The organism is Flavobacterium sp. 1 (assembly GCF_002797935.1).
Lineage (GTDB): Bacteria > Bacteroidota > Bacteroidia > Flavobacteriales > Flavobacteriaceae > Flavobacterium.
Window position 1 is genome coordinate 1,562,270 of sequence record NZ_PGER01000001.1, and the last position, 16,128, is coordinate 1,578,397.

The following is a 16,128-nucleotide window of genomic DNA, read 5'->3' on the forward strand; positions in this document are numbered from 1 at the left end:
TGAAGTGTTTTTTTTTGCTTTATTCACAAAAAAATCCCATCTCATTTTATAATTAATGAGACAGGATTTTGAATTTCTAAGATTATTTAAAACTTATTCTAATTTAAAACTGACACTCACATTGGCAGTAATCTCAATTTCCCCTGCAGCCATTGTTTGTCTTGGTGAGGCACTGTCAGCTTCCATTGCCATCGATTTCATTGCATACACTGGTTGAGGATAGTAGATTTGCGTATTATCAGTAATAGTTATTGCTACGCCAACTTTTTGCCCTAAAACAGACACATAATCCTCCGCCTTCATTTTGGCGTCTTTCATAGCCAGTTTGCGGGCGTCCGCTTGATGCTGCGCTAGCTTTGACGATTGAAAAGTAACATTGTCAATTCGATTAATTCCTTGATCAACCAATCCTTCCATCAATTCATCATATTTTGCTAGATCTCTCAATAAAATTTCAATAGTCTGTACCGCATTATAGGTATGCTTCTTTTTCTCATAATCATACTGCGGATTCAGAGAAACTCTTTTTGTTTTATAATCTGCTGACGGTAAATTCATATTTTTGACTAACTTCAAAACTGCCTCCATTTGCTGATCATTTTGCTTTTTTACATCTTTGGCATTTGTACCTTTTGTCTCTACTGTAGCAGAGATAGTAACTTGATCTGGCACTGCTTTTATTTTCCCTTCACCTGAAACATTTATTTGAGGAATTAGTTTTACTTCTTGGCTATAAGTCAGCACAGTAAAAAAACAGACTAAGATTGCAATTGATTTTTTCATACTTTTTATAATTAAATTAATATTTATAGTTTACCCATTTTTGCCATTCCAAATAAAATAACAATAGGAATTGCTAATAGAACGGTCATTAAGGTATGTTCTTGTATTAATTCAGGATTTCTTAAAAGTGTAATCAGATACCCTCCTATTGCCCCTCCAAAATGAGCTGTATGACCTATGTTATCATTTTTGGCTCTCATCCCATAGATTGAATACAATAAATATAAAATTCCGAATAAATAGGCTGGAATAGGAATAATAAAATAAAGCCCCAACATCATATCCGGCTGCAGTAAAATAGCTGAGTACAGTATACCTGTTACTGCACCCGAAGCGCCAACCGCTCTATAGCCATAATCATCTTTATGGAATGCCATAGTCAGTAAACTCCCAAAGATTAAGCTTCCAAAATAAACCATAAGAAATGAAAATGTTCCTAAGAAACTAAAAACCACTGGCGCGAAAAAATAAAGCGTCAGCATATTAAATAATAAATGCCCCATATCAGCATGCAGAAATCCAGATGAAACCATTCTGATTTGTTCTCCTGCGCGTATACTTCCTACATGGAATTCATATTTTCTAAAAAAAGAAAAATCATTAAATCCTTTATAACTGATTAATACATTAGCAACAATAATTGCAATCAAAATGCTATTCATAAATAAATACGTTTTTAAAAATTTGCTGTAAAGCTAACTATTATTTACTTGGCAAATGCCACTATCAGCAAGGAATTAAAGGTAATTCTTATTTTTAAAAAGGATTTAACATCAATATATAACTAAATGATTAAATAAACATTAAAGAACATCTAAACGTAAATTAATACCCTATATTTGACGAAATTAATAGAATGAAATACCTTGTTTATCTAATTGTTTACCCTTTTTTATGGTGTATTTCAATGCTCCCCTTTCCGTTATTGTATCTTTTTTCAGATTTTGTTTATATAGTTTTATACCAAATTATTGGTTACAGAAAAAAAACAGTTCGTGAAAATCTCTCTTTGGCTTTGCCACATTTATCAAATAAAGAACGATTGATTATTGAAAAGAAATTTTACCATCATTTGTGTGATATGTTTCTGGAAATGATAAAAACAATGAATATTTCCAAAGAAGAAATCTGCAAAAGATATGTTTTCAAAAATTTTGAAGTCTATGCAGATTTAGAAAAGAAACAAAAAAGCATTGCTATCATGTGCGCTCATTATGCCAGTTATGAATGGGTTATGTCGATGAATTATTTTACAACATTTAAAAGCTTTGGAATTTATAAGCAAATAAAAAATCCTTACTTTGATAAATTAATACATACTATTCGTTCAAGGTTTAATGCACACTTAATAACTACGAAAGAAACAATTCCTATCATCTCAAATAATTGCAGAAACAAAACATTATCAGTTTATGGATTTGCCAGTGATCAATCTCCAAAAGAAAACTGCGCCTACCATTGGGCGAAATTCATGGGAATTGAGGTTCCTGTTCATACCGGAGCCGAAATGCTTTCGAAAAAATATGACATGAATATTATTTTTCTTAGAACAAAAAAAGTAAAACGCGGTTATTATGAGGCTACTATGGAAGTTCTTTCTGAAAATGCAAAAAAAGTCCCAAACTACGAAATTACAGACCAGTTCTTAAAACTTGTAGAACAGCAAATTTATGAAACTCCAGAATACTATTTATGGACTCATAAAAGATGGAAACACAAAAGATAACATTTTGTAATAATTGTTGAATACTTAGCGATTCTAAATTTTGAAAGAATATAAAGAAAAATATTATTTATTTATATTTGCATAAATTCAGACTACATGCAATACTTCATATATTTATTAGCCTATCCTCTAATTTGGAGCATATCGATGCTTCCTTTTCCATTACTATATTTATTTTCTGATATTGTTTATTTCTTTGTTTACAGAATTATTGGATATCGTAAAAAAACAGTTCGTGAAAATCTAGCTTTGGCACTTCCAAAATTATCCGACAATGAGCGCTTAGTCATTGAAAAAAAATTCTATCACCATATGTGTGATATGTTTCTGGAAATGATAAAAACAATGAATATTTCTGAAGAGGAAATATGCAAGAGATTTGTTTTTAAAAACATTGACATGTATAAAGAGATAGAAAAACAAGGAAAAAGCGTTGCTATTATATGTTCTCATTATGCTAGTTATGAATGGATTATATCCATGAACTATTATTCTGACTTTACAGCCTATGGAATTTATAAACAATTAAAAAATCCATATTTTGACAAATTAGTGCATAAAATCCGTTCTAGGTTCAATGCCAAATTAATTACTACAAAACAAACCGTACCGACAATAATTAATAATAATAAGAATAATGTTTTGTCTTTGTATGGTTTTGCCAGTGACCAATCCCCTAAAGCCAAAGCAGCAGTGCATTGGTCAAAGTTTATGGGAATTGAAGTACCTGTTCATGTTGGTGCAGAAATGCTATCGAAAAGATACAATATGAATTTAATTTATCTGAATACTAAAAAAATATCGCGAGGTCATTATGAAGCAACTCTTGAACTCCTCTCGGACAATCCAAAGGAAGTTCCAAACTTTGAACTCACTGATCAATATTTAAAACTTTTAGAAAAACAAATCTATGAAGCTCCTGAATATTATTTGTGGACACACAAAAGATGGAAATACAAGAGAGAAAGTGTCTAAAATTTCAGATTTAGAAATTTGGCATAATAAAAAACTCTTAGCTTCTCAGTCTCTTAGAATCTCAATAACTTATAAAGAAAACCAATTCTGCACTAATGTATCTTCCAATGCCAGTGCATCTTTATGAACAAACTCATTAGTTTCTTTGTTATAATCGTAGTCTAATGACCAGCTTTTATGATTTTCTGCTAAGGATTTTATGCTCTTGCACACATATTCAATTTCGGCAGTGGTTGTAGTTGGATGTATTGACATTCTGATCCAGCCCGGCTTTCTGATTAAATCTCCCAAACTAATTTCATCAATTAATTTATTTGAAGCTTCTTGATCCACATGCAATAAAAAATGCCCGTAAGTTCCAGCACAACTGCATCCTCCACGGGTTTGAATACCAAATTTATCATTCAATAATTTTACACCCAAATTAAAGTGTAAATCTTCGATAAAAAATGAAATTACTCCCAAACGATTGTGATGCTGTCCAGCAAGGATCTTTATATTTGGAATACTTCCCAATGCATCAAATACATATTCAACAATTTCGTGTTCGCGATTAAGAATATTATCAATTCCCATTTGCTCCTTCAATTGAATTGCCAAAGCTGTTTTAATAACCTGCAGAAAGCCAGGAGTACCGCCGTCTTCCCTATCTTCAATATTGTCAATGTATTTATGCTCACCCCATGGATTTGTCCAAGAAACGGTTCCTCCGCCTGGACAATCCGGAATCATATTGTGGTATAATTTTTTATTAAAAACCAAAACTCCTGAAGTACCCGGGCCTCCCAAAAATTTATGCGGAGAAAAGAAAATGGCATCCAAATACGATTCTGAATCTTCGGGATGCATATCGATTTTTACGTAAGGACCTGAACAGGCAAAATCCACAAAACAAACACCATTGTATTCATGCATAAGCTTTGCTGCTTCATGGTATGGCGTTTTAATTCCTGTCACATTCGAACAGGAAGTTATCGAAGCAATTTTATAGGCTCTATCCTTATATTTTTCTAATAAAGAAACAAGATTGTCAAGACTAAAAAGTCCCTCGTCACATGATGGAATAACTTCAACATCGGCAATAGTTTCCAACCATGAAGTTTGATTAGAATGATGCTCCATGTGCGAAATAAATACAATTGGTTTTTTTTCGGCTGGAATATTGAAATATTCCGTTAGATTTTCAGGAACTTTTAATCCTAATATGCGCTGAAATTTATTTACAACGCCAGTCATTCCAGTTCCATCGGTTATTAAAACATCATTAGAATCTGCATTTACATGGTGCTTAATAATATGGCGCGCTTGATGATAAGACTTAGTCATTGCTGTTCCAGAAACTGTTGTTTCAGTATGTGTATTAGCAACAAAAGGTCCAAAATCGTTCATTAATTTTTCTTCGATGGGACGATACAAACGGCCGCTTGCTGTCCAATCTGTATAGATAATTTTTTGTTGACCATAAGGGGAATCAAACTCTTGATCAATTCCTATAATATTATTTCTAAATTGCTGAAAATACTGTTCTAATGATGCAGGGGCTTTTGTTGTGGACATTGTATTTAAATTTGGATTCAAATATATTAATTTTTGATTAAATTTAAATTTCATTGTTTACGTTTTTACAAATTTTACCACCGCAAACAATAATTATTCTCAAATTACCTTTTGTACTCTTAAATTTTTTGACAAATATTTAAAAAATCAGCCTTTAAATAAATTATCTATTTAATCTATAGATTAAAAAAAAGCTTAAAATTTTAGGTTTAAAATTCAAATAAAAATAGCAGTAAAGAAGTACAATATTTCCATTTAGCCCCGAGAGAAGTGAAAATCCTCCTGTGTTGTCTCATCCCAAAAGACGAGAGGCACGGGAGATTACTTTGTCAGTTCGTTATCGCTCGTGTGTAACGGATAGCGGGACGATGCTTGCTGAAAATACCAAATCTTTCTGCTCCAAAAAAACAATAATTCAGTTATTTTTTAGAAAAAAAGAGTTTTAGAATTTTCATTATTTTCAACAAAAAAATATATTTGCAATCGAAAAATCGGGATGTAGTGCAGTCTGGCAGCGTACTAGCATGGGGTGCTAGGGGTCGCTGGTTCGAATCCAGTCATCCCGTCAAAAGGGTAAAAAGAAGTAAAAAGGCAGCTTTTTCAATCTTTTAAAAAACCCGCAAAAAACGTGGTAAAACCTGCAAATCCGAGGATTCGCAGGTTTTTTTCATTTACAGCACTTTTCAATCTTTATAAAAACACTCAAAAGTTTTGTGACAAAATCGTGGCAAAACTAAGAGGTGAAAAAAATTGCCACAAAATAGTACTTAAACACCTATGAATACAGGGGCTAAGGAGGTTAACGACTTGTTTATTTGACGCTATAATTCTACATTTATTAATCTAAAAAGTTGAATTATGTTAGAAAGCAGCTTTGGGTTGGATTTTTTTCTAAAAAGCCCCCACAAAGGAAGTAAAATTAGATCGGTTTATCTTAGGATAACAGTAGACGGAATTCCAAAGGAAACATCCACCAAACGGAAATGGGACAGCACCCGCTGGGATCAGAAAACCGAAAGAGCAATCTGTACAAAAGAAGATGCCAGATCCCTAAACTTTTTTCTTGATTCACTGATTTTAAAAGTCAATGAATACAAAACAGAGATTATGTACAGCGGAAAACTGGTAACCTCTGAAAAGATCATTAACTATGTACTGGGAAAAATTATTCCGAGAGTAAAATTATTTTTCTAAAATCCAGAATAAAATACTAGTTCTAAAATTTAATACTGCAAATAAAATTTATCGAGTCCTGAATGAGCCATACTACTTTTGTTCAATGGCTAGATTCATAATATTTAAGCACTATTTTAGATATATATTAAAAATAACACATTCAGGTCCAATATTGAATACATTTCCAGCCACTTTAATTTTTTCTTAATTGATACTTTTACACCGCAGTATTCTGTTTCTTATTGAAAAGATTATGACAAATAGAGATAATCTGTTAATCAATAAAGAATTCAATTTTCAAACTTATAATATTTTAGTAAAAAGATGAAAGAATTTATATTTAGGAACTATGCCCTTCTTTTTACTGTTTCCATATATTCTTAAATTAAGAAAAAATTATTAATACTGTTTTTTTGACATAATCAATATTGATATAAAACAAGCTAAATGATACTCAGAGTTTCGAAATAAATTATATGAAATAATCGCAAAAGAAAATTGGTCGCAAATACCAATGAAGATATGCAAATTAGATATGACCAATAAAAAAATATCACCTATGAAAGGAAATAAAATATGTTTAAGCTTAATCACTGGATTGGTATTAGCATCTTGTGCTACTAAACATTACAAGAAGACGGATGATGGCATTATTGTAAACATAATACATGCTAAAGAGTACCAATTGAGCAAATTACGTTTACAGGTTTTAGGAAATGATTTGATTCATGTGTCTGCAACACCAGAAAATGAATTTCCAAAAGATTCCAGTTTAATTATTGTTCCTCATATTGACAATGTTTCTTTTAAAGTTTCTAATGAAAAAGATTCTATTAAATTAGCTACCGAAACTTTAAATGTAATGATTTCCCCAAAAGATGGTGGTGTTAAGTTTAAAGATAAAAACGGAAAACTTATTTTGTCAGAAAGAGCCGGTGGTGGTAAAACATTCAGTCCGGTGGAAGTTGAAGGGACTAAAGGATATACAGTTCGCCAAATTTTTGAATCACCAAAAGATGAAGCTTTTTATGGCTTAGGGCAACATCAATCAGACGACTTTAATTACAAAGATAAAAGCGAGGAATTATTTCAATACAATACTAAAGTTTCTGTACCATTTATTATTTCCAATAAAAACTATGGTCTTTTATGGGATAGTTATTCATTAAGCCGTTTTGGGGACAGCCGTCCCTATGAACAATTAAATACCGTTTTTAAATTATATGATAAAAACGGTGAAGCTAATAGTTTAACAGGGACTTATAACACGCCAGATAATGGTAAAATAAATCTGATTCGAAAAGAAGGATCTATTTTCTTTGAAGATGTCAAAAGTTTTAAAAACTTACCGGAAAATTTTCCTTTAAAAAATGCTAACGTTACTTATGAAGGTGATATTGAAGCACCACAAAATGGAGAATACAAATTTACTTTGTATTATTCAGGTTATGTTAAAGTGTATTTGAATAATCAATTAGTAGTTCCTGAACGCTGGAGAACAGCCTGGAATCCTAATAGCTACAAGTTTTCAATGAATTTAGAAGCCGGAAAACGAGTTTCTTTACGAATAGAATGGAAACCAAATGGAGGTACATCTTACTGCGGATTAAGAGTAAGAACCCCTCAACTAACTGAAGAAAAAAGTAATCAGGTTTGGTGGAGCGAAATGAATAAAAAAATAGATTATTATTTTGTTCATGGCAATTCTATGGATCAAATAGTTAAAGGATACCGTACTTTGACCGGAAAAGCTCAAATCATGCCAAAATGGGCAATGGGTTATTGGCAAAGTCGTGAACGATATAAAACTCAAGACGAAATTCTAAGCAATTTAAAAGAATTTAGAGAGCGTAAAATTCCTATTGATAATATTGTATTGGATTGGAATTACTGGGAAGAAGATTCTTGGGGAAGCCATAAATTTGATCCAAAACGTTTTCCTGATCCAAAAGGGATGGTAGATTCTATCCACGCGATGAATGGTAAAATGATGATTTCGGTATGGCCTAAATTTTATAAAACTACCGAACATTTCAAAGAATTTGACCAAAAAGGATGGATGTACCAACAAGCCATAAAAGATAATGTTCGTGACTGGGTTGGCCCTGGCTATGTAGGTTCTTTTTATGACGCTTATTCAGGTGGTGCAAGAAAACTATTTTGGAAACAAATTTATGAAAATTTATACCCGACGGGAGTTGATGCATGGTGGATGGATGCCAGTGAGCCAAATGTACTGGATTGTACAGATATGGATTACCGTAAGTCATTGCAAGGACCAACCGCTTTAGGCTCGGCGACAGAATATTTCAATACCTATGCTTTAATGAATGCTGAAGCCATTTATGATGGACAACGCAGTGTAGAACCAAATAAGCGGGTATTTTTATTAACCAGATCAGGTTTTGCAGGATTACAACGTTATTCAACAGCAACATGGAGTGGTGATATTGCAACACGCTGGGAAGATTTGAAAGCACAAATTTCGGCAGGTTTAAACTTTGCAATTAGTGGTATTCCATATTGGACTATGGATATTGGCGGATTCTGTGTCGAAGATCGTTATGTAGCTGCTCAAAATGAATATGATAAAAACGGAATAGAAAATTCAGACAACAAAGAATGGAGAGAATTGAATACACGTTGGCATCAATTTGGTGTATTTGCACCATTATACAGATCGCACGGACAATTTCCTTATCGTGAACCCTGGAATATAGCCCCGAAAGGGCATCCGGCTTATGAGTCTATTTTGTTTTATGACAATTTACGTTATAGATTAATGCCATATATCTATACCATGGCAGGGATGACTCATTTTGACGATTATACGATTATGCGTCCTTTAATTATGGATTTTTCTAATGATAAAAAAGTGGTCAATAGTAATGATCAATTTATGTTTGGTCCTAATTTTATGGTCTGCCCCGTATATAATTATGGCATCCGTAAAAGAGATGTATATTTTCCTGCCGGAACTAATTGGTATGATTTTAATACAGGGGATTATATTAAGGGAGGTCAAACTTTATCCGTAGACGCACCATACGGCCGCATTCCACTATTTATTCCTGAAGGAGCCATTATCCCTGTTGGACCTGAAATACAATATACCGATGAAAAACCAGCAGATACTATTCTTCTGTATGTATATAAAGGCAAGAACGGAAGTTTTAATTTATATGAGGACGAAGGTGTGAATTATAATTATGAAAAAGGATTCCATTCCAGCATTCCAATCAGTTATAATGAAACAAATAGTGTCTTGACTATTGGCGAGCGTAAAGGAGAATTTAAAGGAATGTTAAAAAACCGAAAATTTGTTATTATAGCTATAAGTAAAGAAAACCGTAAAGCTTTTGTATATGATGCTCAGGGGCAAGTTGTCAATTATGATGGCCACCAACAAACCGTTACATTAAAATAGACAAAAAAACATAAAGCAAAATAATTGAAATGAAAATAAAGTAAACTAATTAAGATTCTTTTTATATAAAATAAATTAGCATCCACGATTAAAAATTAATCCTTCAGGGTAATTAATTCTTAATCATAGTATCAGTAAAAAAACACATGAAAAATAAAATTTATATATCGCTTTTGTTTGTCTTATTAACTATAGTTGTTAAGGCTCAAGATTCTCATCGTTTCTTTCCGAAGGAAAATCTAATGTCCATGGGAATTTATTATTATCCAGAGCATTGGAATAAAAATGACTGGGAACGGGATATCAGTAATATTTCAAAGATTGGTTTTGAATTTATCCACATCGCTGAATTTGCATGGATAGATATGGAACCTCAAGAAGGCGTTTATAAATTCGAATGGCTGGATGAGGTTATTACCCTGGCAGCTAAATATAAATTGAAAGTTATTTTAGGTACACCCACGGCTATTTCGCCGGTTTGGTTGGGAATTAAATATCCGGAAATTTATGCAATGGGGTCTGATTATCAGCGTGCAGAACATGGAACCAGAGCACAACAATCATTAAGTAATCCGGTTTGGAGAAGTTTTTCTAAAAAAATAATTGCAAAATTAGGCGAGCGCTATGGTAAAAACCCTAACGTAATAGGCTGGCAATTAGACAATGAACCCGAAGCAAAGGAAGATTATAGCCCTTCTTCTCAAGAAGCCTTTAGAAAATGGTTAGAAAATAAATACAAAACCATAAGTGCACTTAATAATGCTTGGGGAGCCCAATTTTGGAGTCAAACTTATAGCGATTTCAGTCAAATTAAGATTCACAATGCAAATCATGTAGGATGGTGGGGAACTAATCCACACGCTTTATTGGATTTTAAACGGTATACTGCCGATACACAGGCAGAGTTTTTAGATTATCAGGCGAACATTCTTAGACCTTTAATTTCTAAAAATCAATTTATTACTACTAACTATACCGCCACAACGCCTTTTGCCGATCCCAGAAGAACGAAAGAATTAGATTTTGATTCTTTTACCAGTTATCTAAATAAAGGAAATGCAAATATAGGGGACAAAGGATTTCGACTGGGAGATCCTAAAGAACTTTCATTTGCTTTGAGCTTTTTCAAACCTGATACTAAAATTTCCGGAATTATGGAACTTCAGCCAGGATTTGTAAATTGGGGAAATGTAAATCCATTGTTGCAGCCCGGAGCAGTACGTATGTGGCTATTTCATTGTTTTGCAGAAGATATGTCATTTGCCTGCTCATATCGATACAGACAAATTAATTATGGTGCAGAACAATACCACAGCGGCATTACCAAATTAGATGGAGTTACCTTATCTCAAGGGGGAAAAGATTATAAACAAACTATTAGCGAAATGAAATTATTGCGTGATGCTTACAAACCTAATGCAAAAGTTCCAAAAGAAATCAAGGCGCGTACAACTGCTTTATTATGGAATTATGATAATTTATGGAGCATGGGGCGTCAGGGGCAAACAAGTCAGTGGAATACTTTGCAATTTTTTCAAAAATATTTAGAAATAGTAAAATCGTTTGGAGCCCCTGTAAATATAGCTTATGAGAATGATGACTTAGACCAGTATGCTGTTGTCATTGCCCCGGCTTTTGAATTGGTTGACAACAAACTTATTACGAAATGGACTAATTATGTAAAAAAAGGCGGAAATTTGGTATTAACTGTACGCACAGGGGTTAAAGATCGAAATGGCCATTTATTTGTTGGAGGCTGGGGACAATCTATTTATCCTTTAATTGATGCCAGTATTGATGACTTTGATCATTTATTGCCTTATGCTAAAGGAACTATAAAAGGTTTTAATAAAGATTATAATTGGAACAATTGGGCAGATTTGATTACTGCTAACAAGTCCGAAAATGTATTAGCAACCTATACCAATCAATTTTATGCAGGGAAAGCTGCAGTTGTTACTAATAAAATAGAAAAAGGAACCGTCACTTATATTGGTGTTGATACAGACGATTCCCAACTTGAGAAAGATGTCTTGAGAAAAGTATATGATCAGGCGAATATAACAACCGAAAATTATCCTGAAGGCGTGTATGTAAAATGGCATGATGGTTTTTGGGTAGCAGTAAACTATTCTTCTGATAATTACGAACTAAAAAACATATCTGCTAAAGCAAAGATATTAATAGGAACTAAAACAGTACAACCCGGAGGAGTAACAGTGTGGCAAGAATTGGATTAGAAATTGATAAAAAAGTTTTTTGTGGTTAAAATAAAAGTTGAATAACAAAAAATTATTTTTAATATAAATTAAGAATGTTGCGAAGCTAAAATGCTCTTTCATACATATTATAAACTTATTATAAGATGAAAAAAATACAGTTATATATTCTTGCATTTATTTGGATTACCTCATTCCAAAATACTGTTGCGCAGTCAAATTATATTTTTCATCATTTGAACACGAATGAAGGGCTCCCCAGCACCAATGTAAAAGCAATATTAAGAGACAATTACGGATTTCTTTGGATTGGAACTGAAGGAGGTTTAAACAGATACGACGGATATGGATTCAAAGTTTATACGACGAATCCAGGAAAGCCTAATACATTGGTATCAAACGATATTTATGGATTACAGGAAGATGGTCTGGGAAATATTTGGGTAGACTTCAGATATACTTATATGGTATATTGGAGAGATAAGGATTGTTTTATTTCAGACATAAAATTATTTTTAAAAAAATTACACATACAGACTGATCAAAATTATAAGATTTATGTTGACAAAAAACGAAATTTATGGGTTATAAACAATAAAAAAATATTTCTCTACAATGTTAAGAAACAACACACATCCGTTTTCAATCTAAAGGATCCCATAAAGGACCCCACTTTAATTAATATAACCGATGATGGAGAATCTTTGTATTATATTGTTCAACGGTCTGGTAAATGCTGGCAATTAAACAGTAAGTCGGGCAACTTTACCTTAATAAAATTACCCGATTCAATTAATAAAAATACAGCTAATTTTCCGGGCGAAATTTTTCTTAAAATTTTTCTTGACAGTGACAACGAATTATGGGTATATTCAAATTATTCAAATCAGATTTCGTATAAGAATAAACAAACTCAGGAATGGAAAACACTGGCGTTAAAATCTCAGGTAAACATTGAGAGTAATTCTATTACAAGTATTGTTGAAAATAGTCCTGGAGAGGTTTGGATTGGTACAGACCATAACGGACTGTTCATTTATGACAAAACCAGAAATTTAATGACAAATATCGTTCATGATTCATGGAAAGATAATTCATTAGTTTCCGATAACATAAATTGTTTATACCGTGATAACAATGAAACTATTTGGATTGGCCACAGTAAAAAAGGGCTTTCATTTTACAATGAAAGTTTTAAAAATTTCATGAATTTTAAATACCCCGAATGTTCAGATATTAGTGCAATAATGGAAGATAACAGGGAAAATCTTTGGCTTGGAACTGATGGAAAAGGATTGTTTTTGAAAGAAAAGCAATCAGAAAACATCGTAAAACTTCCAATTTCAAATACTTCAATAATGTCTATAATAGAAGACCGTAAAGGTCTTATTTGGATAGGGACGTTTAAGAAAGGGTTGTTCTGTTATCAAAAAGGTAAAATGATTCAGTATACAAAAGAAAATAGTAAATTAAGCAATAACAATATTTGGAGCTTAGTAGATGACCGGTATGGGAATATATGGATTGGAACGTTGGGGGGGAAAATTCAATTATTACCTGCTGAAGCAACAAATTTTGATTTTTTACGATCCCCTTTTAAAGAAGATGTATATGCACTGGATATGTTTTATGATGGAGGAGACGAAATCTTTGTCGGGACGAGCTATGGACTTTCTGTAATTGATATTACAAATAATAAAAATGTAATGTATTATGGAAATAAGAAGGGAAATCAAAAATTTAAGCAACTTCAAATATCAAGTGTATATAAAGATAAACGCGATATTTTATGGCTCGCTCATGGTAACGGCCTGGATATATGGGATCAAAAGAAAGATACTATTTACTCCTTTAACAAGTCAAATGGCTTATGTGATAATTCTACCAAAGGCATTCTGGAAGATGATCGGAATAATATTTGGGTGACGACAAGTAATGGACTCTCCATATTAACTGTTAAACGTGATGTGAACGACAAACTTGTCATAACAAGTAAAAATTACTCTATTAAAGATGGTTTTATGGATAATTATTTTAATAGACATTCAATAATTAAGTTAAGAAATGGAGATATTTTACTTGGAAACATAGATGGATATACAATTCTTAATCCAAATAAATTAGTTGAAAAGAATCGACCAATAGCAAAAATTGTTTTTGCCGGATTAAGCGTCGGTAATCAAAACATTGAAGTCGATTCAATTTATAATGGTCATAAATTACTTAAACATTCAACGGAATTAACTTCGGGACTAACCTTCAGACATGATGATAAACTCATCACCTTAAAATTTACAACAGCCGATTTACTTAATGCTGATAAGGTGAAATACATTTATAAAATTGAAGGATTTGATACAGAATGGATTCCAATTCAGGAAAATAAAATAATATTATCTGCTCTTCCTCCCGGCGATTACAAACTTTTAATAAAAGCATCTAATAGTGATGGTGTATGGAGAAATAATGCTACTGTACTCTCTATAAGTGTAACGCCTCCTTTTTATTTATCTGTTTGGGCATTTAGTATTTATGGAATAATAAGTATTGTGATCCTCTTATATTTTAGTCATAAATCAAAAGTTCGTAATCTGCTAAAAATAGAAGAGCATCGAATAAAAATGGATCGTGAGAAAGAATGGCAAATAAATGAGATGAAACTGAAGTTCTTTACAAATATAAGTCATGATTTGCGTACTCCATTAACACTAATTACTACACCTCTTCAGGTTTTGCTAAGTGGCACAATGGAAGAAAGCATGAGAAAAAAGCTGAGTATCATGTATAAAAATGCCAATCAACTGCTTTCATTAATAAATTCGCTGCTGGATTTTCGCAAATTGGATGTTGGGATAGATACATTAAATTTAAAATCAGGAAATTTTGTAAATTTCATCAGGGATATTCATGCGTCTTTTAGTGTTTATGCAGATGAACGCAGTATTAACTTATCTTTAAGCAGTGAATTAGAAAACTTATTAATGCAGTTTGATAAAGATAAAATACAGAAAACACTTATCAACCTGCTTTCTAATGCGTTTAAATTTACACCTGATGGCGGAAATATTAACATACATATAAGTAAACAGGAAGGTGATGTTTGTGTAAGTGTTTCAGATACAGGTTCAGGGATAAATGATGAAGATAAAACACGTGTTTTTGAACGATTTTATCAAGCTCCGCAAAGACAAGATGAAACTGGCAGCGGAATTGGCTTACATATTGCAAATGAATATGTAAATCTGCATGGCGGGACTATTACGATAAAGGATAATATACCAAATGGATGCATATTTACTTTTAAAATTCCGATTAGAGAAATAGATAAAGCAGAGAGCACTCTTACAGATATACAATCCAGTTATGATAATGTAGAAAATATTGAAAGAAAAGAAATTATTCACAGTAAGCCAATATTGCTATTTGTAGATGACAATAAAGATTTTTGTGATTTCATGGCTGATAACCTTGAGGATGAATATTCTGTAATAACAGCTAATAATGGACAAGAAGCTATAGAACAATTAAACGAATATGATGTAACAATCATCGTAAGCGATGTTATGATGCCGGTTATGGATGGAATTGAGCTTTGCAAACAAGTGAAAACAAATATTCATTGGTCTCATATCCCGGTTATTTTATTAACCGCACGTACGGCAGAAGAACATCAGATAGAAGGATTAGAATTAGGTGCAGATGATTACATTACTAAACCATTTCACTTTAATCTTCTTAGACTGCGTATTCAGAAATTTATTGAATGGACAAAAAAGAGCCATAGAGTATTTAGCCAAAAAATCGATGTTAATCCCAGTGAAATTACCATTACATCTTTAGATGAAAAGTTGATAGAAAAAGCAATAAAGATAGTAGAAAATAATATAGGCGACCTTAAATTTTCAGTTGAAATCCTGGGAGAAGATTTAGGTCTGAGCCGAGGACATTTATATAAAAAATTAATAATAATTACAGGTAAAGGGCCGGCTGAATTTATTCGTACAATCCGATTAAAGCGAGGACGCCAGCTTCTTGAAAAAAGTCAATTACAGATTTCTCAAATAGCACATGAAGTAGGTTTCAGTTCTCCGAAAAGATTTTCTAAATACTTTCGCGAAGAGTTTGGCTTATCACCATCTGAATACTCAAAAGCTTATAAAAAACTCTAACTGAATCCAAAAAATTATAGATGTTTACCATTAAAAAAGAGGGCTTTTTGTATTATTCAAAATTAATTTGGAATACAAAAGACCCTCTTTTTGGCT

9 protein-coding genes and 1 tRNA gene are annotated in these 16,128 nt (G+C 32.4%); 7 read left to right on the forward strand and 3 right to left on the reverse strand.

Annotated features, from left to right (window positions below; genetic code table 11):
• Positions 1-93: 93 nt before the first annotated feature.
• Both CLU83_RS06405 and CLU83_RS06410 read right to left on the reverse strand, forming a co-directional pair.
• Positions 94-783, reverse strand: a complete 690-nt coding sequence (locus CLU83_RS06405; RefSeq protein WP_100430839.1) for an SIMPL domain-containing protein — start codon at positions 781-783, stop codon at positions 94-96.
• Positions 784-806: 23 nt separating this feature from the next.
• Positions 807-1,445, reverse strand: coding sequence for a rhomboid family intramembrane serine protease (locus CLU83_RS06410; RefSeq protein WP_100430840.1), 639 nt, complete (start codon positions 1,443-1,445; stop codon positions 807-809).
• 194 nt (positions 1,446-1,639) lie between these two features.
• On the opposite strand from CLU83_RS06410, the gene CLU83_RS06415 reads away from it, so the two are divergent.
• Both CLU83_RS06415 and CLU83_RS06420 read left to right on the forward strand, forming a co-directional pair.
• Positions 1,640-2,509, forward strand: coding sequence for a lysophospholipid acyltransferase family protein (locus CLU83_RS06415; protein ID WP_100430841.1), 870 nt, complete (start codon positions 1,640-1,642; stop codon positions 2,507-2,509).
• 96 nt (positions 2,510-2,605) lie between these two features.
• The gene (locus CLU83_RS06420; RefSeq protein WP_100430842.1) at positions 2,606-3,484 is read left to right on the forward strand and encodes a lysophospholipid acyltransferase family protein; all 879 of its coding nucleotides are present in this window, start codon (positions 2,606-2,608) and stop codon (positions 3,482-3,484) included.
• 69 nt (positions 3,485-3,553) lie between these two features.
• Here CLU83_RS06420 and CLU83_RS06425 read toward each other — a convergent pair whose 3' ends face one another.
• Positions 3,554-5,041, reverse strand: coding sequence for an aminotransferase class V-fold PLP-dependent enzyme (locus tag CLU83_RS06425; RefSeq protein WP_100433639.1), 1,488 nt, complete (start codon positions 5,039-5,041; stop codon positions 3,554-3,556).
• 492 nt (positions 5,042-5,533) lie between these two features.
• Here CLU83_RS06425 and CLU83_RS06430 point away from each other — a divergent pair.
• The 5 genes from CLU83_RS06430 (at position 5,534) to CLU83_RS06450 (ending at position 16,032) form a co-directional block, all read left to right on the forward strand.
• Positions 5,534-5,607, forward strand: a tRNA-Pro gene (locus tag CLU83_RS06430).
• A 292-nt stretch (positions 5,608-5,899) separates the two neighbouring features.
• Positions 5,900-6,235: an Arm DNA-binding domain-containing protein gene (locus CLU83_RS06435; protein ID WP_100430843.1), complete on the forward strand. Its 336-nt coding sequence runs from the start codon at positions 5,900-5,902 to the stop codon at positions 6,233-6,235.
• Between the two features lie 541 nt (positions 6,236-6,776).
• Entirely contained in the window at positions 6,777-9,644 is a 2,868-nt protein-coding gene (locus CLU83_RS06440) for a TIM-barrel domain-containing protein (protein ID WP_100433640.1), read from the forward strand.
• Between the two features lie 146 nt (positions 9,645-9,790).
• Positions 9,791-11,884 (forward strand): beta-galactosidase, encoded by a 2,094-nt coding sequence (locus tag CLU83_RS06445; protein WP_100430844.1) that lies wholly within the window; start codon positions 9,791-9,793, stop codon positions 11,882-11,884.
• Between the two features lie 125 nt (positions 11,885-12,009).
• Positions 12,010-16,032: a hybrid sensor histidine kinase/response regulator transcription factor gene (locus tag CLU83_RS06450; protein ID WP_100430845.1), complete on the forward strand. Its 4,023-nt coding sequence runs from the start codon at positions 12,010-12,012 to the stop codon at positions 16,030-16,032.
• Positions 16,033-16,128: the final 96 nt, after the last annotated feature.

What these genes read in the sequence shown, in the direction of transcription:
- CLU83_RS06415 (WP_100430841.1), top strand. Translation starts at nt 1,640, where the DNA reads ATGAAATACCTTGTTTATCTAATTGTTTACCCTTTTTTATGGTGTATT.
- CLU83_RS06425 (WP_100433639.1), bottom strand. Translation starts at nt 5,041, where the DNA reads ATGTCCACAACAAAAGCCCCTGCATCATTAGAACAGTATTTTCAGCAA.
- CLU83_RS06445 (WP_100430844.1), top strand. Translation starts at nt 9,791, where the DNA reads ATGAAAAATAAAATTTATATATCGCTTTTGTTTGTCTTATTAACTATA.
- CLU83_RS06440 (WP_100433640.1), top strand. Translation starts at nt 6,777, where the DNA reads ATGAAAGGAAATAAAATATGTTTAAGCTTAATCACTGGATTGGTATTA.
- CLU83_RS06405 (WP_100430839.1), bottom strand. Translation starts at nt 783, where the DNA reads ATGAAAAAATCAATTGCAATCTTAGTCTGTTTTTTTACTGTGCTGACT.
- CLU83_RS06435 (WP_100430843.1), top strand. Translation starts at nt 5,900, where the DNA reads ATGTTAGAAAGCAGCTTTGGGTTGGATTTTTTTCTAAAAAGCCCCCAC.
- CLU83_RS06410 (WP_100430840.1), bottom strand. Translation starts at nt 1,445, where the DNA reads ATGAATAGCATTTTGATTGCAATTATTGTTGCTAATGTATTAATCAGT.
- CLU83_RS06420 (WP_100430842.1), top strand. Translation starts at nt 2,606, where the DNA reads ATGCAATACTTCATATATTTATTAGCCTATCCTCTAATTTGGAGCATA.
- CLU83_RS06450 (WP_100430845.1), top strand. Translation starts at nt 12,010, where the DNA reads ATGAAAAAAATACAGTTATATATTCTTGCATTTATTTGGATTACCTCA.